This window comes from Monashia sp. HAY1-11D (assembly GCF_056868035.1).
Window position 1 is genome coordinate 239172 of the sequence record NZ_CP200320.1, and the last position, 25687, is coordinate 264858.

Below are 25687 nucleotides of genomic sequence, written 5' to 3' on the forward strand. Positions count from 1 at the left end.
TCACCCGTCTCGCCCGCCGACGTGCGCGTCCGACGTGGTCCCGCGCGTGACAGGGTGCTGCCATGACGACGTCCGCTCCCGAGCAGCCGGTCCTCGTCGCCGCCTCGCACGGCACCGCCTCGCCGCAGGGTCAGGCGGCGGTGGCGGCGCTCGTCGCCGCGGTGGCCGTGCGACGTCCCGACGTCGACGTGCGCGCGGCCTTCGTCGACGTCCAGCAGCCCGACCCGCCGACGGTCCTCGGGACGCTGCCGCCCGGCCGGGGCGTACGGCTCGTGCCGCTGCTGCTGTCGGCGGGGTACCACGTGTTCGTCGACCTCACCGAGGCTGCGGTCGGGCATCCCGGCGCGAGCGTGGCGCCGGCCCTCGGCCCCGACGCCCGCCTCGCGGACCTGCTCGCCCGGCGCCTCGACGCGGCTGGGCTGCGGGACGACGACGTCGTCCTGCTGGGCGCCGCTGGCTCGTCGGAGCCGTCGGCCCTCCGTGACTGCGAGGACGTCGCCGCCCGGCTTGGCGTGCTGATCGGCCGTGACGTGTCCACCGGCTACCTCTCGGCCGCCGAGCCCCGCCTCGCCGACGCCGTTGGCGCACAACGAGTTTCGGGTCGCCGCGTCGTCGTGGCCACCTACCTGCTCGCTCCCGGGTTCTTCGCCGACCTCGCCGGGCGCTCCGGCGCCGACGTCGTCACCGCTCCCCTGCTGCTGCCCGACGAGCCGCCGCCGCCGGAGCTCGTCGACATCGTCGTCGACCGCTACGCGGACGCGGCAGGCCGGACCGAGCCGGACTGAGGCCGCGTGCCGCCCAGCCAGCCCCGCTCCTACCGCACCCTCGGCGGACCGGCCCGAGCCGAGATCGAGGTCCGCCGCTCGCGCTTCCTCTGCGAGGTCGCGCCGGTGACCTCGGAGGACGACGCGCGGGCGGTGATCGAGCGGGTCCGGGCGGCGAGCCGGGACGCGCGCCACCACTGCACGGCCTTCGTCCTCGGTGCCGACGCGTCGACGGTGCGCGGCAACGACGACGGCGAGCCGTCCGGCACCGCCGGCGCCCCGATGCTCGAGGTGCTGCGCGGCCACGACCTCACCGACGTCGTCGCGGTCGTCACGCGGTGGTTCGGTGGGACGCTCCTCGGCACGGGCGGCCTGATCCGGGCCTACGGCGACGCGGTGTCGGCGGCTCTCGATGCCGCACCCGTCGTGACGATGGCGCGGCGCACGACGACCACCGTCGCCGTCGGCCACGGCGACGGGCCCCGCGTCGAGCACGCTCTTCGCGGGCTACCGGACGTCGAGGTCACCGCGGCCGAGTACCTGCCGGAGGGCGTCCGCCTGCACGTGGCCGTCGAGCCGGACGCGGTCGACGCGTTCCGCAGCACCGTCGCGACCCTGACCTCGGGTGCCGGACGCGTCACGCCGGGGGCGGACGTCTGGGTGCCGGTCGGCCGGAGCACCCGCTGACGGGGGTCGCTGCCGACCCAGCCGGCGGCCGCCGCGGCCGTGGGCACCGCCGCCGCTGCGGCTCACCCTCGAAGGTGGGCCACCATCGACCACGACGGGTCATGGGTCACGGTGACGTCCACCCCACCCTGGGTCCAGCGGCGTGAGGCGGTGCGCACGTGCTCGGCGGCGTCGGTCGTGCCGTCGACGAAGACGTGCAGGACCCGCGTCCCGGCGCTGGACTGGTGCGCGACGACCCTGCCGCGTCCCTCGAGGTCCACCGTGAGGGCGTCCTCGAAGTGACGCAGCTCGTCGAGGGCACCCGGCGTCGGCAGGCCGTCGTCGGTGGCGAGGTACTCGAGGAAGACGCCGACGTGGGTGTCGAGCTCGGGCGCGGTGGCGGCAGCGAGGGGCACCTGTGCCATCGCGACGATCGGGCCGTCCGCACCCTGGCCCTGGAAGACGACGTGCTGCGGCTGCCCGTCCGGCGCCGTGTGCTCGGCCTTGAGGTCGGCGACGAGCGTGCGGATCCAGCGCAGCGGGAAGGCATCGAGGGGTGGAGCTCGGGCCGGCTCACCTCGCCGATCCAGCACTCGACGTCGGACTCACCGATGGCCGAGTCCAGCGCGAGGTAGGCGATCGTGGCCCGGGCCGCGTCGTCGAGGTCGGCGAAGGCCGGATGGTGCACCGCCACCGAGATGCGCAACCCTTCGCGCCGAGCGCTGACGACGACATCACGGAAGGCCACGGTCGCCGCGTCGGTCTCGAGCTCGACGGCGTCGATGTCGTCGACGGGCTGGCGCGTGTCGGCGTAGCCCCACGTGGCGGTCGGGTCGGGCGCGGCACGCAGCCAGCGGCGGGCCGTCGCCCGCAGGTCGGGGTCACCCTCCGGCGAGACGACGAGCACGTGGGCGCTCGTGCTGCCCGCCGACAGCTCCCACGTCAGGCCGTCGGCGATGGCCGCGACCCGTCGGCTCAGCTCGTCTGCGACCCGGACGGGTTCGCGGTCCGCGAGCGCGGCCGAGGTCAGGGCCGCGCCCGACTCGACCCACCAGGACCAGAACGCCGCGACAGGGTCGGGGGGCACCTGCTCGTCACGCGGCCGGCGGAACAGCCTCATGGCCGCGATCATGCACCATCGGGCTGGGAGCCGGTGGCGCCGGCGGGCCCGGCCGTCGGGCCCGCGCCGATGCGGCACGATGGGTCCATGGCACCCCAGGCACTGCACCTCGGCTCCACCGACGCGGCCAACGAGCTGCTCGCCCACGACCCCCTCGCGCTGCTGCTCGGCATGCAGCTGGACCAGCAGATCCCGATGGAGAAGGCGTTCACGTCGCCGAGCGTCCTCGCCGAGCGCCTGGGCGTGCCGGCCGGCGGACGCCTCGACGCGGCCGCCATCGCCGCGCTGCCGCCGGAGACCCTTCTCGAGCACTTCCGGACGCCCCCGGCGCTGCACCGCTTCCCCGGCTCCATGGCGGCCCGTACGCAGCAGCTGTGCCAGGCGCTGGTCGACGACTGGGGTGGCGACGCGGCCAACGTGTGGGCCGGGGTCGACTCGGGCCGCGAGCTGGTGCGCCGCATCGGCAGCCTGCCCGGCTTCGGGGACCAGAAGGCCCGGATCTTCGCCGCCCTGCTCGCCAAGCAGTTCGGCGTGACGCCCGAGGGCTGGCAGGAGGCGACCGGCGACTACGGTCGACCCGGCCACCGGTCGATCGCCGACGTCGTCGACGACGCGTCACGCGTCAAGGTCCGCGAGTACAAGAAGGCGAAGAAGGCCGAGGCGAAGCAGCAGGCCTGACCGGGGCGGCGGCCCCGGCCCAGCAGCCGCATCAGTCGGCGAGGAACGCCAGCAGGTCGGCGCGGGTGAGGACACCCACCGGCTTGCCGTCGTCGACGACGAGCACGGCGTCCGCGGTCTGCAGCTCCTTGCGGGCCGCCGACACCGGGGACCCGGCCCCGATGAGCGGCAGGCCGGGCTCGATGTGCTTCTCGACGGCGTCGGCCAGGTGCGCTCGGCCGGTGAAGAGGGCATCGAGCAGGGCCCGCTCGCTGACCGAGCCGGCCACCTCGCCGGACATGACCGGCGGCTCGGCCTTGACGACCGGCATCTGCGAGACGCCGTACTCCTTGAGGATCGCCACGGCGTCGCGGATGGTCTCGTTCGGGTGGGTGTGCACGAGCGCGGGCATGTCGCCGGACTTCGTGTGCAGGACGTCGCCGACGGTCTGCTCGGTGTGGTCGGTGAGGAACCCGTAGGAGTGCATCCACTCGTCGTTGAAGATCTTGCTCATGTACCCGCGGCCCGAGTCCGGCAGCAGCACCACGACGACGGCCTCCTCGGGCAGGTCCTCGGCGGCCCGCAGCGCCGCGACGACGGCCATTCCGCACGAGCCGCCGACGAGGAGGCCCTCCTCGCGGGCCAGCCGCCGGGTCATCTCGAAGGACTCGGCGTCGGTGACGGCGATGACCTCGTCGACGACCGACGGGTCGTAGGCACCCGGCCAGAAGTCCTCGCCCACGCCCTCGACGAGGTAGGGGCGGCCGGTGCCGCCGGAGTACACCGACCCCTCGGGGTCGGCGGCGATGACGCGGACCTCGCCGTCGCTGACCTCCTTGAGGTACTTGCCCGTGCCGCTGATGGTGCCGCCGGTGCCGGCGCCGGCGACGAAGTGGGTGACCCGGCCGTCGGTGTCGCGCCAGATCTCCGGACCGGTCGTCAGGTAGTGGCTGTTGGGGCCCTCCGGGTTGTAGTACTGGTTCGGCTTCCAGGCGCCGTCGATCTCGCGGACGAGGCGGTCGCTCACCGAGTAGTAGGAGTCCGGGTGGTCCGGCTCGACGGCGGTCGGGCAGACCACCACCTCGGCGCCGTAGGCCTTGAGCACGTCGCGCTTGTCCTGGCTCACCTTGTCGGGGCAGACGAAGACGCACTTGTAGCCACGGCGCTGGGCCACGAGCGCGAGCCCGACGCCGGTGTTGCCGCTCGTGGGCTCGACGATGGTGCCGCCCGGCTTCAGCAGGCCGTCGCGCTCGGCGGCCTCGACCATGCGCAGCGCGATGCGGTCCTTGACCGAGCCTCCCGGGTTGAAGTACTCGACCTTCGCCAGGATGGTGCACCTCACCCCCGCGTCGGCCGTGACGGAGCCCAGCTTGACCAGGGGCGTGTTGCCGACGAGGTCGGCCACGTTCTCTGCGTACTTCACCCACCCATCCTAGGTGCGCCGTCCCAGCCCGCGAGACGGCGGCCGCGCGCCGCGCCCTGCCGCGCCAGCGTCGCCGTCCCGGGCCGGGCGGCCCGGACGGCATCGGACGAAACCGGGCACGGCGCGTCGGTGCCGCGCGTTACCGTGGTGAGCCGGCCGATCGGGCCGGTGTCGCGTCGCAGGACCGCGACGGCACGACGACCGCAACCATGACGGAGGGGGGAGCCGGATGGGGCGCGCACGGCGCGCGCGCAGGATCGCGCAGCAGGCAGCGTACGGCGGTGGCGTCGGGGTCGCCGGCCTCGGCCTGCTCAGCCTGCTCGGCTACGGCGTCATCAAGGCCGAGGCCGCGATGGCCCGGCGCCTCGTCGGCCAGCCGTTCGAGGGCGCACCGGAGGACGACGGACGCTACGGCTTCGGCCCCGGCGAGCCGATCGAGCTCGTCGTCCTCGGGGACTCGACCGGCGCGGGCATGGGGGCGGCGGACGCGCACCAGACCATCGGGGCGATCGTCGCGAGCGGGGTCGCGGCCTTCAGCGGCCGTCCGGTGCGCCTGACGAACGTCGCCGTCGTCGGAGCCGAGTCACCCGACCTCGACGGCCAGGTCGAGCGCGCCCTCGAGGCGGTTCCGGACCCCGACGTCGCCCTCGTGCTCATCGGGGCCAACGACGTCACCCATCGCATCGACACCTCGGTCGCGGTGCGCCACCTCGAGATGGCGGTGCGCAGCCTGCGCGAGGCCGGGGCGGAGGTCGTCGTGGGCACGTGCCCCGACCTCGGTGCCATCGAGCCGGTTCCCCAGCCGCTGCGGCTGCTGGCCCGCCGCTGGTCGCGCGACCTCGCGGCCGCCCAGACCGTCGCGGTCGTCGAGGCCGGAGGTCGCGCCGTGTCGGTCGGCGACATGCTGAGCGAGGCGTTCAGCGCCGACCCGAAGGTCATGTTCAGCGAGGACCGGTTCCACCCGAGCCCCGCCGGCTACGCGCGGGTCGCCGCAGCGCTGCTGCCCACGGTCAGTGCGGCGCTCGACCTCTTCGGCGAGCGTAGCGCCCCGCCCGAGCCGAACCTGCGCCGTGGCGAGGGCGTCGGCCCGGTCGCGGTCGCCGCCACCCGGGCCGTGGCCCAGCCCGGCACCGAGGTCGCACCGGCCGAGGTCGCCGGTCAGGCCCGGGGCGCGCACGGACGCTGGGCGGTCCTGCTGCACCGCATCCGGCCGGCCGTTCCCGTCGGGTCCTTCCCGGTCGACCGCGTCCCCGGCCCACCGACGTCGGTGCCGACCGCTCCGCGGCCCCCGGACGGGACGGCTGGCTCCGGCGGCTCCGGCGGCTCCGGCGGCGTCGACGCGCCGGTCGGGGCCGACGGCTCCGGCGGCATCGACGCGCGCGGCGCGTCGGTCCAGCCCGACGGACCTGTGCCGGACTCCTCTCGCGAGCCCGACAACGTCACTCCCGGCTGAACGAGCCGTGCGGGCACGCGCGACGAGGGGCCGCCCGCACTGCGGACGGCCCCTCGCGGTTCGGACGCGTCAGCCGAGCGGCATGATCTGGCTCGCGTCCGGCGCCTTGATGCCGAGGTCCTCGTTCCACCTGGAGAAGTCGAGCTGCCCGGGGCTCTTGGACGAGCCGCTGAAGCGCACCACCTGGAAGGCGTCCTTGGAGACGTAGAGCGCGCCCTCGCTCTTGCCCTTCTTGTCGGTGAGGACCCAGCACTCGGTGCCGTTGACCGACTCCTCGCCGACGGTGCTCGACAGCTTGTCGGCGCTCACCTCGGCGAACGCCTTCTCGAGGAAGCTCTTGAGGCTGAGGCTGTCGGCCATCGCGGACGCGGACGAGGGTGCCTTGATGAACTTGTCCCCGGCCTTCTGCACCGACGCCGGAGCGCCCTGCTTCTTCCAGAAGGTCTCGTCGGCCTGGATGTACACGGCGTCCGGCACGGTGATGAGGCGCGCCCGGCCGCTGCCCTCCATCGCGATGGAGATGTCCGAGGTCTTGCCGTCGCTCGTTCCCTTGAACTCGATGGTGACCTTCTTGCCGTCCTGCTCGACATCGCCGGCGAACACGGCCGACGTGGCGGCGAGCGCGTTGGTCTTGGCCTTCTCGAGCAGGTCGGCCGGCTGGGGCGCCTGGGCGGCCGTGGACGTCGCGGAGGTCGACGCGGAGCTCGCCGCGGACGAGCCCGTGGAGGCCGCCGTCGGGGTGTCCGCCTTGGAGCACGCGGCAGCACCGAGGCTGATCGCGAGGGCGCCGGCGAGCGCGACGGCGCGGGTCGTCATGGTCTTCATGGGTGAGAGGCCCCCTGGGTGGTCGGGTCACCCGGCACCGGCCGGGCGGGTGGCGGCCCGTGGCCGCGACCCGGCAACCCTAGTCCTCGCCCTCGGGCGGGACGCAGCGGGACCGACGCCGGCGGGTGGCCCCGACGAGACGCACGTCATGGAGCCGGCACTGTCAGCGCTCGCCCGAACGTCCTACCATCGAGGGACTGAGCAAGCGCTTAGTCGCCCGCGCGCCACCGCCCGGGCCGCCCACGTCGTCCAGGAGTAGCCCCGTGACCGAAGCCGTCATCGTCTCGACCGCCCGTTCACCGTTCGGCCGGGCCTTCAAGGGCTCACTCCGGGAGGTGCGCCCCGACGACCTCGCGGCCACCGTCATCCAGGCGGCGCTCGACAAGGTCCCCGCCCTCGACAGGACGCTCGTCGAGGACCTCTACCTCGGGTGCGCCGAACCCTCCGGCAAGCACGGGTCGAACATGGCCAGGGTCGTCGCCACCCTCCTCGGCCTCGACACCACGCCGGCCGCGACGGTCAACCGCTTCTGCGCGTCCTCGGCCCAGACGACCCGGATGGCCTTCCACGCCATCAAGGCCGGTGAGGGCGACGTCTTCGTCTCGGCGGGCGTCGAGTGCGTCTCGCAGTACACCGACTGGGCCGGCGCCGGCGGCGCCAAGGCGGATGCCCAGAACCCCCGGTTCGCCGAGGCGCAGGCCCGTACGCAGCGGATCGCCGAGACCAACGAGACCTGGACCGACCCGCGCGAGCACGGGGCCCTGCCCGACATCTACATCGCCATGGGCCAGACCGCGGAGAACGTCGCAACGGCCTACGGCATCAGCCGTCAGCGCCAGGACGAGTGGGGGGTCACGTCGCAGAACCGCGCGGAGGCCGCCATCGGTCGCGGCTTCTTCGACTGGGAGATCACGCCCGTCACGACGCCCGACGGGACCGTCGTGGGCAAGGACGACGGCCCGCGCGCCGGCGTGACGCTCGAGGCCGTCCAGGCGCTCAACCCGGTCTTCCGCCAGCAGGGCACCGTGACGGCCGGTAACTGCTGCCCGCTCAACGACGGCGCCGCAGCCCTCGTCGTCATGAGCGACACCAAGGCCAAGGAGCTCGGCCTCGAGCCGCTCGCCCGGGTCGTGTCGACCGCCGCCACGGGCCTGTCGCCGGAGATCATGGGCCTCGGCCCGGTCGAGGCGAGCAACCTGGCCCTCAAGCGCGCCGGCATGTCGATCGGCGACATGGACCTCTACGAGATCAACGAGGCCTTCGCCGCGCAGGTCATCGGCTCGGCCGACCAGATCGGGATGGACTACGACAAGCTCAACGTCAACGGGGGTGCCATCGCCATCGGTCACCCGTTCGGCGCCACCGGAGCGCGGATCACGGGCACGATCATCAACGCGCTCCGCGAGCGTGACGAGCAGTTCGGCCTCGAGACGATGTGCGTCGGCGGCGGCCAGGGCATGGCCGTCATCTTCGAGCGGCTCAGCTGACGCTCCCCGACGCCGCTCCCTCGGCTGCTCAGAGGGAGCGTCGGAGGGTGGCGAGGCGTTCGTGCAGACCCGCGTCGACCCCCGCGGCGGACGCGTCCCACACCATGACCGCCAGCTGGTCCATGACGACGGCCGGGCCGAGGTCGGGCACGACGACCGGTGCCCGGCCGCGCGCCTGCCCGACGTGGTCGGCCAGGTCCTGGACGAGGGCCCGCACGAGGCCCAGACGCGAGAGCGCGTGGTCGAGCGGTAGCTGCTGCCACCGCCCGACCACGCGCCGGAGCTCCTCCGACACCTCCTGCGGGGTCGGCGAACCCACGCGCGAAGGTGCCACCCGCGTCAGTCGCGCAGCCGCGCGAAGAGGCGGACGAACTCGATGTAGAGCCACACGATCGACACGATGAGGCCGTGGGCGAGCAGCCACGAGTACTTCTGCGGCGCGCCGACGCGGACGGCGTGGTCGATGGAGTCGAAGTCGATCGCGAGCGAGTACGACGCGAGGCCGACGCCGAGGATGGACAGGACGACGCCGAGGCCGCCGCTGCCGCCGAAGCCCCAGCCGTCGATGACGCCCGTGAGCAGCAGGACGAACTGCAGCAGCGAGAACAGCCCGTAGCCGACGATGGCGAAGAAGAACATGCGACGGGTCTTGGCGTTGACCTTGACGAAGCCGGTCGCGTAGCCGATGTACATCGCCACGAACACGCACAGGGTCGCGAGCACGGCCATGAGCACGACGCCGTCGTACTTCGGCACCGAGTTGATGAACTGGCTGAAGGCGCCGACGAACGCGCCCTGCACGACGGCGTAGACGACGAGCAGCGGGACCGAGACCCTCTTCATGAAGGCGATGGCGAAGCCGAGCACGAGGGTGCCGATGGCGCCGCCGATCCAGAAGGTCAGGCCGAGCTGCTGGTTGTCGCTCGAGACGAACCACGCGGCGGCTGCCGTCGCGACGGTGATGACGAACAGCGTCAGGCTCTTCATGACGACGTCGTCGACCGTGACGCGGCCGGTGTCGACCGGGCCGGCGCTCTGACGCGCGTACAGCTCGTTCAGCTGCTCGGTCGTCAGGGCGGCCTGCGTCGCGTAGCCGGCGGTCGCGCCCTGGGTGGCCTGCTGCCCCTGCCGGGGGGACCCGAAGCCGGCGTACCGCTCCTGCTCGATCTGCTTGTTGAGCCGGTCGAAGACCGGGTTTCCACCTGCCATGTGAGTGTGCTCCTTGGGCACTGGTGCCACCGGTCGGTGGCAGCTGACACCAGACTAAGCGTCCGGCACCGGCCTGCAGGTTCCCCTGTGGACGGACGGGCAGGGAGGTTTCGCGTCGCAGCGGCATACTGGGCCCTGCCACCGGCCCGCCCCCGTGGCCCAACTGGCAGAGGCAGGCGACTTAAAATCGCCATCGGTGAGGGTTCGAGTCCCTCCGGGGGTACGTCCGGACAGGACGCAGGACGTTCGACGCGTCGGCGGCCCCGTCGGGCACGGTTCGGTCACGCTTTGTGGCCACCTGCCGGGCGTGGCACGTCGTCAGGGGCCCGGCTCCTCCTAGACTGGGCGGCATCGGGTCCAGGGGCCGGTCCGTCATGCCCCTGCGCGACCGATGCGCCGCACCACGTCGGGCTGCGGCGCACCACCCCTCAGGAGGACCAGGTGCTGGACGAGCGTGGCGCGAACGCGGTCGCCGCGTCCCCACGCGGGCAGCGGCTGGCCGCGACCGGGGTGGCCGTCGCCCGACCCGGGGCCGTCCAGCTGCTGGAGTTCCGCGACCGGTTCCTCGACGCGCTCCTGCGCAGCTGGCTCGACCCCATGGTCCGCCGGGGCATGCTCGGCATGGCCCTCGTGGCGGCCGGCTCGGTCTCGCCGGCGTTCCTGCCACGCGACGCGTTCGACCCCGGCGAGTCGCCCGTCATCACCGTGCTGCACCTGCAGTGGCTCGACAGCGGCGTCGGCCGCGTCGCCACCACGCTGCTGCTCGCCGTCGGCATGGGGCTGCTCGTCGACGCCTGGCTGCGGATGCGTCCGGTGCAGGGTCGGCGTCCCCCTTCCCTCGCGTGGCTGCTGTGGAGCGTGCCGGTGCTCCTCGCGCCCCCGCTGTTCAGCCGCGACGCGTACAGCTATGCCGCCCAGGGCAAGATCGTCTCCCGCGGCATGGACCCGTACGCCGTCGGACCGTTCTGGGTGCCGGGCCCCTTCGCGGACCAGGTGGACCCGATGTGGGCCCAGACGCCGGCCCCGTACGGGCCCCTCGCGCTGCAGGTCCAGCACCTCGTCGTCGCCGTCGCACCGGACAACGCGTACGCGTCCGCGGTCCTCATGCGGGTGCCGGCCCTGGCCGCGGTCGCACTGCTGGCCTACGCCCTGCCGCGCCTCGCCGAGCGGTACGGCTCGAGCGGTCGGCACGCGCTGTGGCTCGGCGTCCTCAACCCGCTCGTCGTCATGCACCTCATCGGCGGGGCGCACGGCGACGCCGTCATGGTGGCCCTCGTCGTGCTCGCGCTGCTGCTGGGCAGCCGAGGCCGACTCGTCGCGGCGGCAGCGACGGTCGCCGCCGCGGCCACGTACAAGCAGACGGCGGTCCTGGCCCTCGTCGGTGTCGTCGGCATGGCCGTGCAGGCGGGCGACCTCGCCCCGGGTGTCCGTGCGAAGGTCCGCGCGCTGCTACGACACGGCCTCGCGCTGGGCATCGTCTTCGCCACGGTGTTCTGCGCCATCACCGCGGCCACCGGCCTGGGTTGGGGCTGGATCCCGAACCTCTCGGTCCCCGTGTCGTTGCGCTCCCTGCTCGCGCCTTCCACCTTCCTCGGCAGCGCCGTCGAGTGGCTACTGCGCATCGGTGGCATGCCCCACAGCTGGGTGCAGACCCCCGTGCCGGTGGCCCAGACGATCGGCGTCGTCGCCGGGCTCGGCGTCATGGCCTGGCTCGCGTGGCGCCTCGCCGTGCGCAACCCCGTCCTCGCGACGGCCGGGGTGCTGCTCGTGCTGTGCCTGTCCGGCCCGGTCATCCACCCGTGGTACCTGCTCTGGGGCGGCGTCGTCCTCGCGGCGACGCGCCTGTCGGAGCGATGGGTGCGCGGCATGGTCGTCGTGACGCTCTTCTTCGTCACCTACGGCGTCGTCGACGCGACCGTCTCCAACGGCACGTGGGCCCTCGGGGTGTCGGCCGCGCTGTGGATGGTGGCCCGCCTGCGCGCCCACCGGCGCCGCGCGCAGGAGCAGGACCCGGTGCCCGGCCTGGTGCCCGCCCGCACGGCGTCCTGACCCGTCCTGACCCGACCTGCCCGGCCTGCCCGGCCGGGCACCGCAAGGCAGCGTGGCGCCCCGCGGGAAGGACGGCCTCAGCAGCGGCGCGCCGCGCTGAGGGCGATGCCGTCGAGGATGTCGTGCTCGGACGTCACGACGTCCGTGATGCCGGAGCGGTCGACGAGGCGCTCGACGACGCGCCGCCACACCAGGGCCCCCGCACCGATGACGTCGACGCGGCCCGGGTGCAGGTACGGCAGGGCGGCTCGCTCGGCGCGGGTCATGGCCAGCAGGTCGTCGCAGGCGGCGAGCACGGCGGGGACCGGGTTGCGCGACAGGTGGATCCGGCTCGCGTCGTACTGCGGGAGCCGCAGCAGGTGTGCGGTGATCGTCGTGACGCTGCCTGCCAGCCCGACGAGCGTCGCGATGCCGTCGAGCGGCACGACGGACTCGGCGAGGTCGAGCGCGGCGTCGATGTCACGGGTCGCGGCGGCCACCTCCTCCGGCGTCGGCGGGTCGCTCGCGAGGTGGCGCTCGGTCATCCGGACGCAGCCGACGTCGACGGACCGCGCCGCCTCGACGTGGTCCGTGCCGCGGACGAGCTCGGTCGAGCCACCACCGAGGTCGACGACGAGGTAGGGCCCGGCGATGCCGCGCGCGGCCAGGCCGCCGGTCGCGCCCTCGAACGACAGCGCGGCCTCCTCGTCGCCGGAGACCACCTCGGGCGTGACCGCGACGCCGACGTGCTCGCGGAAGGCCGTGTGGACGCCGTCGATGAACTCCGCGGCGTTGCGGGCATCGCGCGAGGCCGACGTCGCGACGAACCGGAGGCGCTCGGCGCCGAGCTCGTGGCACTGCGCGGCGTACTCACGCGTGACGCGAAGGGTGCGCTCCATCGACTCGGGCGCGATGACCCCGGTGCGGTCGACGCCGTGCCCGAGGCGCACGATCTCCATCCGGCGCAGCACGTCCTCGAGGACCCCGGTGTCGGGGTCGACGTCGGCGACGAGGAGGCGGATCGAGTTGGTGCCGCAGTCGACGGCGCCGACGCGGACGCGGCCCTCAGCCATCGGAGGGCTGCCCCGGGGTCGCCGGGTCCTGCGCCACGCCGGCGGCAGCCGCGTCCTCGGCGGCGTGGACCGCCGCGCACGAGGTGGGCGACCACCAGTCCTCGAGCTGGTCGAGCGCCTCGTCACCGAGCGGGTTGACGCCGGGGCCGGCAGCGAGCGAGTGCGCGACGAGGACGTGGAGGCACTTGACGCGGGTCGGCATGCCTCCGGCGGAGACGCCCTCGATCTCGGGCACGTGGCCGAGCTCGCCGCGTCGGGCCAGGTAGTGCTCGTGCGCGGCGGCGTACGCGGCCGCGAGGTCGGCGTCCTGACCGAGCCGGGCCGTCATCTCCTTCATCAGCCCGCCGGTCTCGAGCGTGCTCACGGCACCGGTGAGGCGCGGGCAGGTGGCGTAGTACGTCGTCGGGAACGGCGTGCCGTCGGGCAGCCGGGGCTCGGTCCGCAGGACGTCCGGCTCGCCGCACGGGCACCGGTGGGCGACCTCGGCCACGCCGCGGGGGCGGCGGCCGAGCTGACGCTCCACGGCGTCGAGGTCGGCGGGGTCGACGGGCTGGCGCGGGGTCTGGCTCACGGCTGCTGGTGCTCCGGTAGGGGGCGGCGGGCTGGCCGCACGGGGGTCACTGGTTGCGGGCGAGCCCGGCGGTGGGACGGTCCGCGATCTGCACCGACTGCCACACCTTGCCGTACCACGGCGCGGCGTCGTTGGCCATCGGAGCGGCCACGACCGGCCTGGCCGGGCCGGTGGTGCCCGGGTCGGCCCGGTCCGGGTCGATGACCGTGTAGGCACGGTCGCCGACGCGGACGAACTTGAGCCGCTCGCGCGCCTGCAGCTCGATGTAGGCGGGGTCCTTCCACAGCGCCACCTGGCGCTGGAGGTCCTGGACGTCCTGGCGCTGCTGCTGCACCTGCTCCTGCATGGCGGCGGTGTCGCCGCGCTGCTGGATGAGCGAGCGGAGGGTCGGCACGATCGTCACGGCCAGCATGACGAGGATGCCGAGCAGGATCGCGCCGCGCACCCAGGCCGTCGACGCGGACGGCGGGGCGGGCGGGGCCGTTCGGGCGCGGGCCGCGAGGGCGGGGCGCTCCTTGCCCTGGCCGGGGCGGCTCGGGCGGGCGGACCCGCGAGGCGTGCCGGGTCGGGTACCGGCCGACCGCGATCCCGTACCGCGGCCGCTCGGTGCCCGCGGCGTCGTGCCGCGTCCTGCAGGCGCCGGCCGCCCCGCGGACGCGCGGGGCGCGGCCCCCGGCGCCGGGCGGGGCGTGGACGTCGGAGGGGTGGAGCGGGGCGTCGACCGCGGTGTCGATCTGGGCGTCGACCTGGGTGTCGGCGAGTCCGACCCACCTCCGGTGGGCCGAGAGGCGGCCGACCGCCCGCCGCTCCCGGGGCGACCCGACGCCGAGGACGACGACGAGCGGCCGGGCCGGGGCGGCGTGCGGTCGGCCACGGGACTCAGTCCTCGCTGCCGAAGCGGGTGGCGTCGAACCGGGGGAACGCGCCGGCGCCGGCGTAGACCGCCGCGTCGTCGAGCTCCTCCTCGATGCGCAGCAGCTGGTTGTACTTCGCCACGCGCTCGGAGCGGGCCGGGGCGCCGGTCTTGATCTGGCCGCAGTTCGTCGCGACGGCGAGGTCGGCGATCGTGACGTCCTCGGTCTCGCCGGAGCGGTGGCTCATCATGCAGCGGTAGCCGTTGGTCTGCGCGAGGGTCACGGCGTCGAGCGTCTCGGTGAGCGTGCCGATCTGGTTGACCTTGACGAGCAGCGCGTTGGCGGTGCCCGAGCCGATGCCGCGGGCGAGCCGCTCGGGGTTGGTGACGAACAGGTCGTCGCCGACGATCTGCACCTTGCCGCCGAGCATCTCGGTCATCGACTTCCAACCGTCCCAGTCGTCCTCGTTGAGCGGGTCCTCGATCGAGACGAGCGGGTAGGCGTCGACGAGACCGGCGTAGTAGGCGACCATCTCGTCGGCCGACTTGCTGCCGCCCTCGAACGCGTAGGAGCCGTCCTGGAAGAACTCCGAGGCCGCGACGTCGAGCGCCAGGGCGATGTCGGTGCCGGGCGTGTAGCCGGCGGCGCGGATGGCCTCGAGGATGAGGTCGAGCGCGGCGCGGTTGGACTCGAGGTTCGGGGCGAAGCCGCCCTCGTCGCCGAGGCCCGTCGCGAGACCGCGGTCCTGGAGCACCTTCTTCAGCGCGTGGTAGACCTCGGCGCCCCAGCGCAGGGCCTCGCGGAAGGTCGGCGCCCCGATCGGGGCGATCATGAACTCCTGGATGTCGACGTTGGAGTCGGCGTGCGACCCACCGTTGAGGATGTTCATCATCGGGACGGGCAGGACGTGCGCGTTGGGCCCACCGACGTAGCGGAACAGCGGCAGGCCGGCCGACTCGGCGGCGGCGTGCGCTACCGCCAGCGAGACGCCGAGGATGGCGTTGGCGCCGAGGGTCTCCTTGTTGGCGGACCCGTCGAGCGTCAGCATCTCGGCGTCGATGAGCCGCTGCTCGCTCGCGTCGAACCCGACCAGTCGGGGGTTGATCTCCTCGATGACGGCGTCGACGGCCTGCTCGACACCCTTGCCGAGGTACCGGCCCTTGTCGCCGTCACGACGCTCGGACGCCTCGAAGGCTCCGGTGGAGGCACCCGACGGGACCGCCGCGCGCGCGAACGTGCCGTCGTCGAGACGGATCTCGACCTCCACGGTGGGGTTGCCGCGCGAGTCCAGGATCTCCCGGGCTCCGATCTCCTCAATGCTGGCCACTGACTCTCCTGTGCTGTGGTGCTCGAGACGGGGGTGCGGCCGGTGGCGGCCGCTGTCGCCCCCGAGCGTAGCCCGTGCGTGCGGCCGACCGTCGGACCGACCCGGCATCCGGGCAGCCGCGGTGGAGGCCCGTGCGGATCGCCCCGTGGCACAAGGGCGCCGCCCGGGACGGACGACGGGCCCGCCGGGTGGGGCGGGACGAGCCACGCCGGAGCGGAACACACTTTTTTACCGTTTCCTTACCAATACCTGACCTATACCGGGCATACTCACACCAAGCCATCCGGGGGGGTGGAGGCAGCTGAAGACGGCGCCGGCAGGCGTCGGGGGGTGGGGTGGGGAGTCATGGGTCAACCCATGCGTGAAACGGGGGTCTACCTGCTCGACGTGAGCGCGCGTCCGACGACGCAGCCGCTCACCGAGCGGTCGAGGGGACAGCGTCTCCTCCAGCTGGGGATCGGTGGGGGTGATCTCGTCCTCATCACCATCGCGACGGCGCTGGCGGCCATCGGTCGCACGAGCCTCGACGTGTTCAACGCCGCGAACGACGTCAACGTCGTCGCCCAGTCGGTCGGTCTGTGGATCGTCGCCGCCTGGATGGTCGCGAACCTGCTCGTCGGCTCGTACGCGTCGAGCACGCTCGGCGTCGGCACCGTCGAGTACGCGCGCGTCTGCTCGGCGGCGGGTCTGACGGCCGGTGGCATCGGCATCGCGAGCTACCTGACGAAGTTCAATCTCTCGCGCGGGTTCTTCGTCCTCATCTTCCTCGTCGGGGTGCCGATGCTGCTCGTGTGGCGCTGGTGCGCTCGCCGGCTCGTGCACCGGGCGCACGTCCGGGGCCACCTGCTGACGCGCGTCGTCATCTCGGGCACCGCCTCGCACGTCGACGACGTCGCCCGGGTCCTCGAGCGGGAGGTCTGGCTCGGCTACCGGATCGTCGGGGCGCTCGTCCCGTCCTCGCACCCGACACCCTCGACGCCGGGCGGCGTGCCCGTCGTCGGCACGACGACCCGCGCGGCCGAGTCGGTCCTCGCGACGAAGGCCGATCTCATCGTCTTCACCGAGGGTGCCTTTCCCTCGGCCGTCGACTTCCGCCGCATCGCCTGGGACCTCGAGGGCCACCACGTGCAGATGGCGGTCGTGCCGAGCCTCAGCGACATCTCGTCGGGCCGGATGGCGATGCGCCCGGTCGGCGGCCTGCCGCTCGTGCACGTCGAGCCACCGCGGAGCCTCGGCGCCTCGCGGTGGTCCAAGCGGGCCTTCGACCTGCTGGGCGCGACCTTCCTGCTGCTGCTCGCCTCGCCGGTCATGCTCGTGTTCGCCCTCGCGACCAGGCTGCAGGACGGTGGGCCGGTCCTGTTCCGCCAGACGCGCGTCGGTCGTGACGGCGAGCTGTTCGAGTGCCTGAAGTTCCGCAGCATGGTCGTCGACGCCGAGGCCCGGCTCGGGACCGTCCGACACCTCAACGCCAACGCCGACGGCCTGCTCTTCAAGGCCCAGCACGACCCACGGGTCACCCGGGTCGGGGCGGTCATGCGGCGCTACTCGATCGACGAGCTGCCCCAGCTCATCAACGTCATCAACGGCGACATGAGCCTCATCGGCCCGCGCCCGGCCCTGCCGGCCGAGGTGCGCCGGTACGCGCCGGACGTCCAGCGCCGGCTCCACGTGCGCCCCGGTGTCACCGGCCTCTGGCAGGTCTCCGGGCGCAGCGACCTCTCGTGGGACGACACCGTCCGCCTCGACCTCTACTACGTCGACAACTGGTCCGTCGTCCAGGACCTGTCCATCCTCGCCAAGACGATCCACGCCGTCGTCCGCTCGCGCGGCGCGTACTGACGGCCCGATGCTCCCGCCGGCTGCCGTCCTGAGCGTCGGTCGGCGGGAAGGTCCCGCGGTGCTTCCCTGACCGCCGTGGGGTGGGGACGGGGCCATGCCACTTCACCCGGAGTGGCATGGCCCCGTGATCCCTGCGGCTGACCCCTACCCGGGAGCCGCCCGTGCGGCACAGACGCGCGCGAAGCGTCCGTCAGGACGCGTCGGAGACGCCGGACGCGCTCGCGTCGGCAAGGTGGCGCAGCGTCTCGCGCAGGGCGCCTTCGGCGTCCACCCCGGCCGACCGGGCCGCACGGACGATCGCGAGCAGCCTGGCCCCGACGTCGTCGCCCGCCGTGGCCGCGTCGACGAGGTCCGCGCGCCCGGCCTTCTCGAGCCGGCCGACGTACTTCTCGGCCCGGGCGAGGGCCGGTAGCGAGGTCGGCACCCCCTCGACGGGATGGGTGCGGTGCTGCTTCTCCCCCGCCTTGATCCGGTCCCAGTTCGCGGCGACGGCGTCGGGTGTGTCCGCGTCGACGTCGGCGAACACGTGCGGGTGGCGCCGGACCAGCTTGTCGACGAGCTCGCCGGCGACGTCGTCGATGCCGAACGGCTCGGCCGGGTGCTCCTCGGCCACCCGCGCCTGGAAGGCCACCTGCAGCAACAGGTCGCCGAGCTCCTCCCGCACGTGCGCCGGGTCGCCGGACTCGATCGCCTCGATCACCTCGTGCGCCTCCTCGAGCAGGTAGGGCACGAGCGTCTGCGGGGTCTGCTCGGCGTCCCACGGGCACCCGCCCGGCGAGCGGAGCCGGTCCATGACGGCGACGACGTCGAGCAGGCGCGAGCCGGGCACGTCGAACGAGCCGATGAGCAGCTCGACGTCTGGCGGCTCCGGCAGGCGGCTCACCTCGACGGCGACGGCCTCGCTCAGTCCGGGGTCGCCGTCGGAGGACCCGACCCAGACGACGTCACCGTGCGCCGTGGCCGTGACGAGCGCCCGCGCCAGCTCCGGCGCCCCGACATCGGATGCACCCGCGGGGGCCGGAGGGCCGCCCGGCTCGTCGGCCGTGGGTCGCGCCCCGGGCACCCCGACCTCGATCCCCGCCTCGACGATCGCCGCGACCTGCGGCTCGTCGGGGTGGCCCCACACGGTCGACGCACCCTCGAGCGTGGTCCACGCCTCGCGCGTCAGCAGCCCCGGCGCGATGCGCGGCGTCGAGACGAGCAGGACCAGCCGGCCGGTCAGGGCGCCGTCGTCCCGCCCGGCGCCGGCGTCGCGGCCGACGCAGGGGCGTTCGTCTGCGGCTTGATCCAGTTCGGGTTGGTGGACCCGAACCTGAAGTAGACGGGACCCTGGTCGACCGGGGTCAGCTTGCCGAACCTCGGGTTGAGGGAGATGTCCGCGCTGCCGAGGGCCTTGCGGTAGGCCGCGACCTCGGCGGGCGTCATCGTCTGGGAGTTGATGAGCGCGGCTGCCGCGACGAAGTCCTTCGTCGCCTGCGTCGCATCCGGGATCGTCGCGAGCACCGTGGCGTAGGTCTGGTCGGGCTTCCAGCCGCCGGAGGGCTTCATGGCCTCGTCGAGCAGGGGCCCGGCGATGAGACCCATGACGATGGCGTCCTCGCTGAAGTCGAGCTTGGCCGTCTGCAGCTGGTCGTGCGCCTCCTGCACGTCGGCCTCGGAGATGACGTGGCCGTTGACGACCGCGGCGGCCTCCTGGCGCGTCGCGAAGCCGCACCCACCGAGGAGCGTGGCGGCGGCCGCGCCGGCGACGACGGCCGCGACGAGACGCCGGCCCGTACGGGTGGGCCGTGCTGACAGAGACTTCACTGGTTCCTCCTCAGGCGGATGCGTCAGACATCCTACGGGGCACCCGCCGCCGCGCCGGCACCGGCGCTCGCCACCGCGTGACCGGCGGCGATGTCGTCGAGCAGGACCGCCGTGACGAGCTGCCGCGCCCACGTCAGGACCTCGACGTCGCGCAGCGGCTTGCCGCCGACGCGGGCCGTCATCGGGGCCGGCACGAGGATGGTCCCCAGGGCCTCCTTGACGATGGTGCCGGGATAGAGCCGCATGAGCCGCAGCTGCTGGCTCTCGCGGAGGTCCCTGACCGGCCCGAACCGGATGGTCCGGCCCTGGACGCCGATGTCGCCGATGCGCGCCCGCCGCGCCACGACCCGGAGTCGGGCCACCTCGAGGAGGTTCTCGACCGGCCCGGGCGGGGCGCCGTAGCGGTCGCGCAGCTCGGCCTCGATCTCGTCGACGGCCTCGAAGGTCTCGACGGTGGCCAGCTTGCGGTAGGCCTCGAGGCGCAGCCGCTCCCCCGGCACGTAGTCGTGCGGCAGGTGGGCGTCGACGGGCAGCTCGATCTTGATCTCGGCCGGCACGTCGGTCGTCTCGCCCTTGAAGTCGGCCACGGCCTCGCCGATGAGGCGCACGTAGAGGTCGAACCCGACACCCTCGATGTGCCCGGACTGCTCCCCGCCGAGGAGGTTGCCGGCGCCGCGGATCTCGAGGTCCTTCATCGCCACCTGCATGCCGGCACCGAGGTCGGTGTGGCTGGCGATGGTGCGCAGCCGGTCGTGTGCGGTCTCGGTGAGCGGCTTCTCGGGCGGGTAGAGGAAGTAGGCGTACGCCCGCTCGCGGCCCCGCCCGACGCGTCCCCGCAGCTGGTGCAGCTGGGACAGGCCGAGGACGTCGGCACGCTCGACGATGAGCGTGTTGGCGTTGCTGATGTCGAGGCCGGTCTCGACGATCGTCGTGCAGACGAGGACGTCGAAGCGCTTCTGCCAGAAGTCCTCGACGACCTGCTCGAGCCGGTGCTCGCCCATCTGGCCGTGGGCGGTGGCGATGCGCGCCTCCGGGACGAGCTCGCGCAGCCGGCTCGCCGCCTTCTCGATCGAGCTGACCTTGTTGTGGACGAAGAAGACCTGGCCCTCGCGGAGCAGCTCGCGGCGGACCGCCGCGGTGATCTGCTTCTCGTCGTAGGCGCCGACGTAGGTCAGGACCGGGTGGCGCTCCTCCGGCGGCGTCGCCAGGGTCGACATCTCGCGGATGCCGGTGACGGCCATCTCGAGGGTCCGCGGGATCGGCGTGGCCGACATCGACAGGACGTCGACGGCCGTGCGCATCGTCTTGAGCAGCTCCTTGTGCTCGACGCCGAAGCGCTGCTCCTCGTCGACGATGACGAGGCCGAGGTCCTTGAAGCGGACCTCCTTGGACAGCAGGCGGTGCGTGCCGATGACGAGGTCGACGCCACCGTCCGCCAGACCGTCGAGGACGGCCCTGGCCTCCTTGTCGGACTGGAACCGCGACAGCGCCTTGACGACCACCGGGAACTGCGCGTACCGCTCGGAGAAGGTCTGGAAGTGCTGGCTGACGAGGAGCGTCGTCGGCACGAGCACGGCCGCCTGCTTGCCCTCCTGGATGGCCTTGAAGGCGGCGCGGACCGCGATCTCGGTCTTGCCGTAGCCGACGTCGCCGCAGATGAGCCGGTCCATCGGCACCTGCTTCTCCATGTCGGCCTTGACCTCGTCGATGCTCGAGAGCTGGTCGGGCGTCTCGACGTAGGCGAAGGCCTCCTCGAGCTCACGCTGCCACGGGGTGTCGGGCCCGAACGCGTGGCCCCTGGTGGCCTGGCGCGCGCTGTAGAGCCGGATGAGGTCGGCGGCGATCTGCCTGACGTAGCGCTTGGCCCGCGACTTGGTCTTGGTCCAGTCCGAGCCGCCCATCTTGTTGAGGGTCGGCTGCTCGCCACCGACGTACTTGGTCACCTGGTCGAGCTGGTCGGTGGGGACGTAGAGCCGGTCGCCGGGCTGCCCGCGCTTGCTCGCCGCGTACTCGATGACGAGGTACTCGCGCGTCGCGCCGGCGACGGTGCGCTGCATCATCTCGACGAAGCGGCCGACGCCGTGCTGCTCGTGGACGACGTGGTCGCCCGGGCGCAGCTGGAGCGGGTCGACCTGGTTGCGCCGACGGGACGGCATCCGGCGCATGTCCTTGGTCGAGGTGGACCCCGCCTGCCCGGTGAGGTCGGTCTCGGTGAGGACCTCGAGGCGGGCACCCTCGTGGACGAAGCCGCGCCCGAGCGGCATGCAGGTGACGGTGACGAAACCGGCCTCGAGCGGCTCGAGCTGCTCGGAGGCGCCGGAGGCGCCGGAGGCGCCGGCGTCGTGGGAGCGGTCGAGGGGCCGCACCGGCACCTCGTGCTCGCGCAGCACCTCGCCGACGCGCTTGGCCAGACCCGGCCCCTCCGTGACGACGGCGACGACCCAGCCCTCGCGGGCGCGCTCGCGCAGGTGCTCGACGGCCCGCTCTGTGTCGCCGCGGAAGGCCTCGGCGTCGACGGTGCGCACCGCGAGGCGCTGGTCGACGTCGTCGTCCTCGATGACGAGGTCCTCGTCGGAGGCGAACGGGGTGAGGGTCCACCAGGGCCGCTCGTGCGCGATGGCGTGCGCCCGGACCTGGGCCAGCGTCCAGTAGGACGCGCTGCCGAGCAGCGACTGGAGGTCGACGGGGACGTCGTTGCCGGCGGCCGCGTTGGCCCAGCTCGCCTCGAGGAACTCCTCGCTCGTGGCGACGAGGTCGTGCGCCCGGCGGCGGATGCGCTCGGGGTCGGCCAACAGCACGGTCGACGCCCGGGGCAGGACGTCGAGGACCGACTCCATGCCGTCGACGAGGGCGGGCGCGAGCGACTCCATGCCCTCGACGGCGATCCCCTCGGCGAGCTTTCCGAGCATGTCGGCGACGCCGGGCAGCTGGTCGGCGAGCAGACGTGCACGCTCGCGCACGGCGTCGGTGAGGAGCAGCTCGCGGCACGGCGGCGCCCACAGCCCGTGCTCGGCGACCTCGAGCGAGCGCTGGTCGGCGACCTTGAACCAGCGCACCTCCTCGACGGTGTCGCCCCAGAACTCCACCCGGACCGGGTGCTCCTCGGTGGGCGGGAAGACGTCGAGGATGCCGCCACGCACGGCGAACTCGCCGCGTCGCTCGACGAGGTCCGTGCGCGTGTACGCCGCGGCGGCGAGGGCGTCGACGGCCTGCTCGAGCGGGCGCTCGTCGCCGCTGCGCAGGGCGACCGGCTCGAGCTCGCCGAGCCCGCGGGTGATCGGCTGCAGGACCGCGCGGACCGGCGCGACGACGACCGACAGCGGGCCGTACGTGGCGTCGGCGGGGTCGGGGTGGGCGAGACGACGCAGCACCGCGAGCCGGCGGCCGACGGTGTCGCTGCGCGGCGAGAGCCGCTCGTGCGGCAGGGTCTCCCACGAGGGGAAGACGGCGACCCGGTCGGCCGGCAGGAACGCGCCGAGGGCCGACGCGAGGTCCTCGGCCTCGCGGGTCGTCGCCGTGACGACGACGACGGGGGCGGCGCCGGGGCCGCCGTGGACGTCGTCGGCCCGCGCGGCGAGGGCGGCGACGAGGAAGGGCCGGGTGCCGTCGCTCGCGGACACGTCGACGAGGCGGGCCCGGCCCACCTGCTCGGTCACGTGGCGGACGTCGGGGAGCGTCGTGAAGGCAGAGAGCAGAGGGTGCGGCATCAGACCTCCCAGTCTAGGTCGGGCCGGTGACGGTCACGGACGCCGACCGTCCCGGCAGGTCCCGCCCGTGGACCCGGCGGCAGGCGGACCGCGGTCCGCCGGTCACGCGGGTCAGGCGGGTCACGCCGGCGCCCGCGTCAGCGCGGGGCGTGGAAGCGCTGCTGGGCGTCGGTGAGCCCGACCTCGATGATGGCCTCGACGGCGTCGGCGGCGTCGCCGAGCAGGAACGGCAGCTCCTCGCGCTCGGCCTTGCCGAAGTCGCGCAGGACGAAGTCCGCGGGGTCCTGCCGGCCGGGCGGGCGGCCGATGCCGAGGCGGACGCGGTAGTAGTCCTTCGAGCCGATCGACTGGCTGATCGAGCGCAGGCCGTTGTGGCCGCCCTCGCCACCGCCCCGCTTGAGCCGGACGAGTCCGGCGTCGATGTCGAGCTCGTCGTGGAGCACGACGAGCCGGTCGACCGGCACGTCGTAGTAGCGCAGCAGCCCGGCGACCGGGCCGCCCGAGGTGTTCATGTACGTCGACGGCACGGCCAGCACGACCTTCGGGCCGCCGACGCGCAGGCGCACCTCGGCGACGCGGGCGCGGGCCTTGTGCGCCTTGAACGAGGCGCGGCCGCCCGCGGCGTCGCGGGCGGCCAGCTCCTCGATGGCCATGGCGCCGACGTTGTGGCGGTTGCCGGCGTACTCCGCACCGGGGTTGCCCAGTCCGACGACGAGCCAGGTGTCCATGACCTTCCTCGGTGGTGTGGGGTGCGCCGGCCCGGTTCAGCTGGGGCCGGCGGCCTCGTCGGGAGGCTCAGGCCTCGGCGCCCTCGGCGACGGGGGTCTCGGAACCGCTCTCGGCGGCCGGGGCCTCGGCAGGCTCCTCGTGCTCCTCGCGCTCGATGCCGGCCTCGGCCTCGGCCTCGGCGAGCTCGGCCTCGAGGGCCTCGGCCGAGACGGCCTGGGTCACGTTGACGACGAGGGCCTCGGCGTCGGTGACGAGCTCGGCGCCGGCGGGCAGCTCGAGCTGCCCGGCCAGCACCTGCGTGCCGGCCTGGAGGCCCTCGACGGAGATGACGACGTTCTCGGGGATGTCGGTGGCGGCCACGAGGAGCTGGAGCGCCGCGTGGTCGAGCGTGACGACGGTGTCGGGAGCGGCCTCGCCCTCGAGGTGGACGGGCACCTCGACGGTGACCTTCTCGCCACGGCGCACGACGACGAGGTCGACGTGCTCGATGACCGGCTTGATCGGGTCGCGCTGGACGTCCTTGGCGAGCGCGAGCTGCTCGTCGCCGTCGACGACGATCGTCAGCAGGGCGTTGACGTGCTTGAGCGCGAGCATCGTGTCGTGGCCCGGCAGCGAGATGTGGACGGGCTCGGTGCCGTGGCCGTAGATGACGGCGGGGATGTTGCCGGAGCGGCGGATCTTGCGGGCGGCGCCCTTGCCGAACTCCGTGCGCTTGCTGGCGACGAGCTTGGTGATGTCGGAGGACACGGGGACTCCTCGAGTCGTGGAATGGGTCTCTGGCGGTGTGGTCGGCCTCGACGCGGGACGTCGCGCGGATGGAGAGCGGAGAGAGACCTGTCAGCAGGGTCCGCACGCAGAGGCGGACCTGACCCGTGAAGCGGGTGGCCGGTCCGCCGCGTCGATCACGGACCCGGCCCGGCTGCCGCAGCAGCCGTGCGTCGTCCCTCGCCGAGGCAACCCCCCGATCTTAGGGGACATCACCGTACGGACGAAATCCGATGACCGCACGGCTCAGGGTGCCGCCGGACGCGTCAGGACGACGCGGTCGGCGAACCCGGCCCCCGACGTGCCGATGAAGCCGACGCGCAGCGTCGAGGGCGTCGCGGCGAGGTCGGCGAAGCCGTGCGTCGGGGCGCGGTTGGCACCGGAGGACGCCGCGAAGTAACCGGCCTCGGCGTCGCTCGTCGACACGTCGCGCAACGGGATGCCGCCGGTGCCGACGGTGACGAAGACGGTGCCGGCTCCCGCGACGAGCGAGCTGCCGGCCGAGGAGACGCAGGCCGGGACGTAGCGGCCCGGCGTGATCCCGGGACAGCCCGGGCCGAGCCGCAGCTGCTTGCTGCGCTGGTACAGGTGCTCGTGGCCGGTGAGCACGACGTCGACGTGCTCGGCGAGGAACAGGTCGACGAGGTCGGCGCCGACGGTGCAGCCGTAGCGACCCAGGCTCAGGCACGGCTCGTGCATGCCGACGACGACCCACGGGATGCCCGCCGCGCGGGCGCCGCGGATCGCCGAGGCGGTCCACGCGTAGTGGGTCGTGCCCCGGGCGTAGCTCCACGTGCCGTCCGCGAAGGTCAGTGCCGGGGAGACCATGACGAACCGCACGAGCGGCTGCACCGCCGGCTCGTCGACGTACCACTCCCGTCCGTACCGGCCGACGAGCCCGTCCAGCCGGTTGGGCAGACAGCCGGTGAACGCGTCGATGCGGCCGTTGCGGCCGTTGCTCTCGTGGTTCCCCGAGAGCAGCTCGAACGGCAGCCTCGGGCCGACGCGGTCCGTGACGAAACGGCACCAGGCCGCCTCGCCACCGTCGGAGCCGTAGGACAGGTCGCCGAGGGCCAGGTGCAGGTCGGGCTGCGCGGCAGCGACGGCCCGCAGCACGCCGGAGGTGGCGCTCGTCGAGCCGTAGTCGCCGGCGGCCGTGACGTGGAGCGTCGCGGGGCGCAGGCGCGGCGGCTGCGTCACGGCGCTCGCCTGCGGCGACGCGGTCCGGGTGCCGGAGGGACGGTCCGCGGTGGCGACGGCCGCCCGGGACGCCGTGGTGGTCGGTCCCGACGAGCTCGAGGCGGGTGACGTGCGCGCGCAGGCCGCGAGGGCCGCGACGAGTGCGAGGGCCGTCGCGGCGAGAGGGACCCGTCGCCGCAGCACC

The 25687-nt window shown here is 73.6% G+C and carries 22 protein-coding genes and 1 tRNA gene; 8 read left to right on the forward strand and 15 right to left on the reverse strand.

Translation table 11 applies throughout. The annotated features are described in order from the left end of the window. Positions 1 to 62 precede the first annotated feature (62 nt). On the forward strand, positions 63 to 785 hold the full coding sequence (locus AC1VM9_RS01035) for a sirohydrochlorin chelatase (RefSeq protein ID WP_483120662.1): 723 nt from the start codon (positions 63 to 65) through the stop codon (positions 783 to 785). A gap of 6 nt (positions 786 to 791) precedes the next feature. Further along, the gene (locus AC1VM9_RS01040) at positions 792 to 1451 is read left to right on the forward strand and encodes an IMPACT family protein (RefSeq protein WP_483120664.1); all 660 of its coding nucleotides are present in this window, start codon (positions 792 to 794) and stop codon (positions 1449 to 1451) included. A 62-nt stretch (positions 1452 to 1513) separates the two neighbouring features. On the opposite strand, the gene AC1VM9_RS01045 is transcribed toward AC1VM9_RS01040, so the two are convergent. Further along, positions 1514 to 2023: a DUF695 domain-containing protein gene (locus AC1VM9_RS01045; protein ID WP_483120666.1), complete on the reverse strand. Its 510-nt coding sequence runs from the start codon at positions 2021 to 2023 to the stop codon at positions 1514 to 1516. A gap of 614 nt (positions 2024 to 2637) precedes the next feature. Between AC1VM9_RS01045 and AC1VM9_RS01050 the strand changes: the two genes are divergently transcribed. Next, positions 2638 to 3228 (forward strand): HhH-GPD-type base excision DNA repair protein, encoded by a 591-nt coding sequence (locus tag AC1VM9_RS01050; RefSeq protein WP_481342237.1) that lies wholly within the window; start codon positions 2638 to 2640, stop codon positions 3226 to 3228. Between the two features lie 31 nt (positions 3229 to 3259). On the opposite strand, the gene AC1VM9_RS01055 is transcribed toward AC1VM9_RS01050, so the two are convergent. Beyond that, positions 3260 to 4630, reverse strand: coding sequence for a cystathionine beta-synthase (locus tag AC1VM9_RS01055; RefSeq protein WP_483120667.1), 1371 nt, complete (start codon positions 4628 to 4630; stop codon positions 3260 to 3262). A gap of 229 nt (positions 4631 to 4859) precedes the next feature. Here AC1VM9_RS01055 and AC1VM9_RS01060 point away from each other — a divergent pair, with 229 nt between their 5' ends. Continuing rightward, a complete protein-coding gene (locus tag AC1VM9_RS01060; RefSeq protein WP_483120669.1) occupies positions 4860 to 6083 on the forward strand; it encodes an SGNH/GDSL hydrolase family protein in 1224 nt (407 codons plus the stop codon). A gap of 69 nt (positions 6084 to 6152) precedes the next feature. Here AC1VM9_RS01060 and AC1VM9_RS01065 read toward each other — a convergent pair whose 3' ends face one another. Continuing rightward, positions 6153 to 6908 (reverse strand): hypothetical protein, encoded by a 756-nt coding sequence (locus AC1VM9_RS01065; RefSeq protein WP_483120672.1) that lies wholly within the window; start codon positions 6906 to 6908, stop codon positions 6153 to 6155. 263 nt (positions 6909 to 7171) lie between these two features. Between AC1VM9_RS01065 and AC1VM9_RS01070 the strand changes: the two genes are divergently transcribed. Further along, entirely contained in the window at positions 7172 to 8395 is a 1224-nt protein-coding gene (locus AC1VM9_RS01070; RefSeq protein WP_481347568.1) for an acetyl-CoA C-acetyltransferase, read from the forward strand. Between the two features lie 28 nt (positions 8396 to 8423). Here AC1VM9_RS01070 and AC1VM9_RS01075 read toward each other — a convergent pair whose 3' ends face one another. Both AC1VM9_RS01075 and AC1VM9_RS01080 read right to left on the reverse strand, forming a co-directional pair. After that, complete coding sequence (locus AC1VM9_RS01075; protein ID WP_481342242.1) at positions 8424 to 8714, reverse strand: hypothetical protein; 291 nt, start codon at positions 8712 to 8714, stop codon at positions 8424 to 8426. A gap of 20 nt (positions 8715 to 8734) precedes the next feature. Next, a complete protein-coding gene (locus tag AC1VM9_RS01080; protein ID WP_481347405.1) occupies positions 8735 to 9604 on the reverse strand; it encodes a Bax inhibitor-1/YccA family protein in 870 nt (289 codons plus the stop codon). 148 nt (positions 9605 to 9752) lie between these two features. On the opposite strand from AC1VM9_RS01080, the gene AC1VM9_RS01085 reads away from it, so the two are divergent. Both AC1VM9_RS01085 and mptB read left to right on the forward strand, forming a co-directional pair. After that, a tRNA-Leu gene (locus AC1VM9_RS01085) sits at positions 9753 to 9827 on the forward strand. 218 nt (positions 9828 to 10045) lie between these two features. Next, a complete protein-coding gene (gene mptB, locus AC1VM9_RS01090; protein ID WP_481347406.1) occupies positions 10046 to 11653 on the forward strand; it encodes a polyprenol phosphomannose-dependent alpha 1,6 mannosyltransferase MptB in 1608 nt (535 codons plus the stop codon). Positions 11654 to 11730: 77 nt separating this feature from the next. On the opposite strand, the gene AC1VM9_RS01095 is transcribed toward mptB, so the two are convergent. From AC1VM9_RS01095 to eno, 4 genes are all read right to left on the reverse strand, one after another. Further along, a complete protein-coding gene (locus AC1VM9_RS01095) occupies positions 11731 to 12705 on the reverse strand; it encodes a Ppx/GppA phosphatase family protein (RefSeq protein WP_481347407.1) in 975 nt (324 codons plus the stop codon). Then, complete coding sequence (locus AC1VM9_RS01100; protein ID WP_481347408.1) at positions 12698 to 13276, reverse strand: DUF501 domain-containing protein; 579 nt, start codon at positions 13274 to 13276, stop codon at positions 12698 to 12700. Before AC1VM9_RS01100 ends, AC1VM9_RS01095 begins: the two co-directional genes overlap by 8 nt. 46 nt (positions 13277 to 13322) lie before the next feature. Further along, positions 13323 to 13721, reverse strand: a complete 399-nt coding sequence (locus tag AC1VM9_RS01105; RefSeq protein WP_483120676.1) for an FtsB family cell division protein — start codon at positions 13719 to 13721, stop codon at positions 13323 to 13325. Positions 13722 to 14155: 434 nt separating this feature from the next. Next, positions 14156 to 15457, reverse strand: coding sequence for a phosphopyruvate hydratase (eno, locus tag AC1VM9_RS01110; RefSeq protein ID WP_481342248.1), 1302 nt, complete (start codon positions 15455 to 15457; stop codon positions 14156 to 14158). 357 nt (positions 15458 to 15814) lie between these two features. Between eno and AC1VM9_RS01115 the strand changes: the two genes are divergently transcribed. Then, on the forward strand, positions 15815 to 17296 hold the full coding sequence (locus AC1VM9_RS01115; protein ID WP_481344879.1) for a sugar transferase: 1482 nt from the start codon (positions 15815 to 15817) through the stop codon (positions 17294 to 17296). Positions 17297 to 17486: 190 nt separating this feature from the next. Here the strand turns inward: AC1VM9_RS01115 and AC1VM9_RS01120 are convergent, their stop codons facing one another. From AC1VM9_RS01120 to AC1VM9_RS01145, 6 genes are all read right to left on the reverse strand, one after another. Next, complete coding sequence (locus tag AC1VM9_RS01120; RefSeq protein WP_481344880.1) at positions 17487 to 18422, reverse strand: nucleoside triphosphate pyrophosphohydrolase; 936 nt, start codon at positions 18420 to 18422, stop codon at positions 17487 to 17489. Positions 18423 to 18514: 92 nt separating this feature from the next. Then, on the reverse strand, positions 18515 to 19102 hold the full coding sequence (locus AC1VM9_RS01125) for a SurA N-terminal domain-containing protein (protein ID WP_481344881.1): 588 nt from the start codon (positions 19100 to 19102) through the stop codon (positions 18515 to 18517). A 32-nt stretch (positions 19103 to 19134) separates the two neighbouring features. Beyond that, a complete protein-coding gene (mfd, locus tag AC1VM9_RS01130) occupies positions 19135 to 22809 on the reverse strand; it encodes a transcription-repair coupling factor (protein WP_481344882.1) in 3675 nt (1224 codons plus the stop codon). Between the two features lie 137 nt (positions 22810 to 22946). Beyond that, positions 22947 to 23537 (reverse strand): aminoacyl-tRNA hydrolase, encoded by a 591-nt coding sequence (gene pth / locus AC1VM9_RS01135; RefSeq protein ID WP_481342723.1) that lies wholly within the window; start codon positions 23535 to 23537, stop codon positions 22947 to 22949. A gap of 67 nt (positions 23538 to 23604) precedes the next feature. Continuing rightward, positions 23605 to 24285, reverse strand: coding sequence for a 50S ribosomal protein L25/general stress protein Ctc (locus AC1VM9_RS01140; RefSeq protein WP_481342722.1), 681 nt, complete (start codon positions 24283 to 24285; stop codon positions 23605 to 23607). Positions 24286 to 24549: 264 nt separating this feature from the next. Next, positions 24550 to 25686: a metallophosphoesterase gene (locus tag AC1VM9_RS01145; protein WP_481344883.1), complete on the reverse strand. Its 1137-nt coding sequence runs from the start codon at positions 25684 to 25686 to the stop codon at positions 24550 to 24552. Position 25687: the final 1 nt, after the last annotated feature.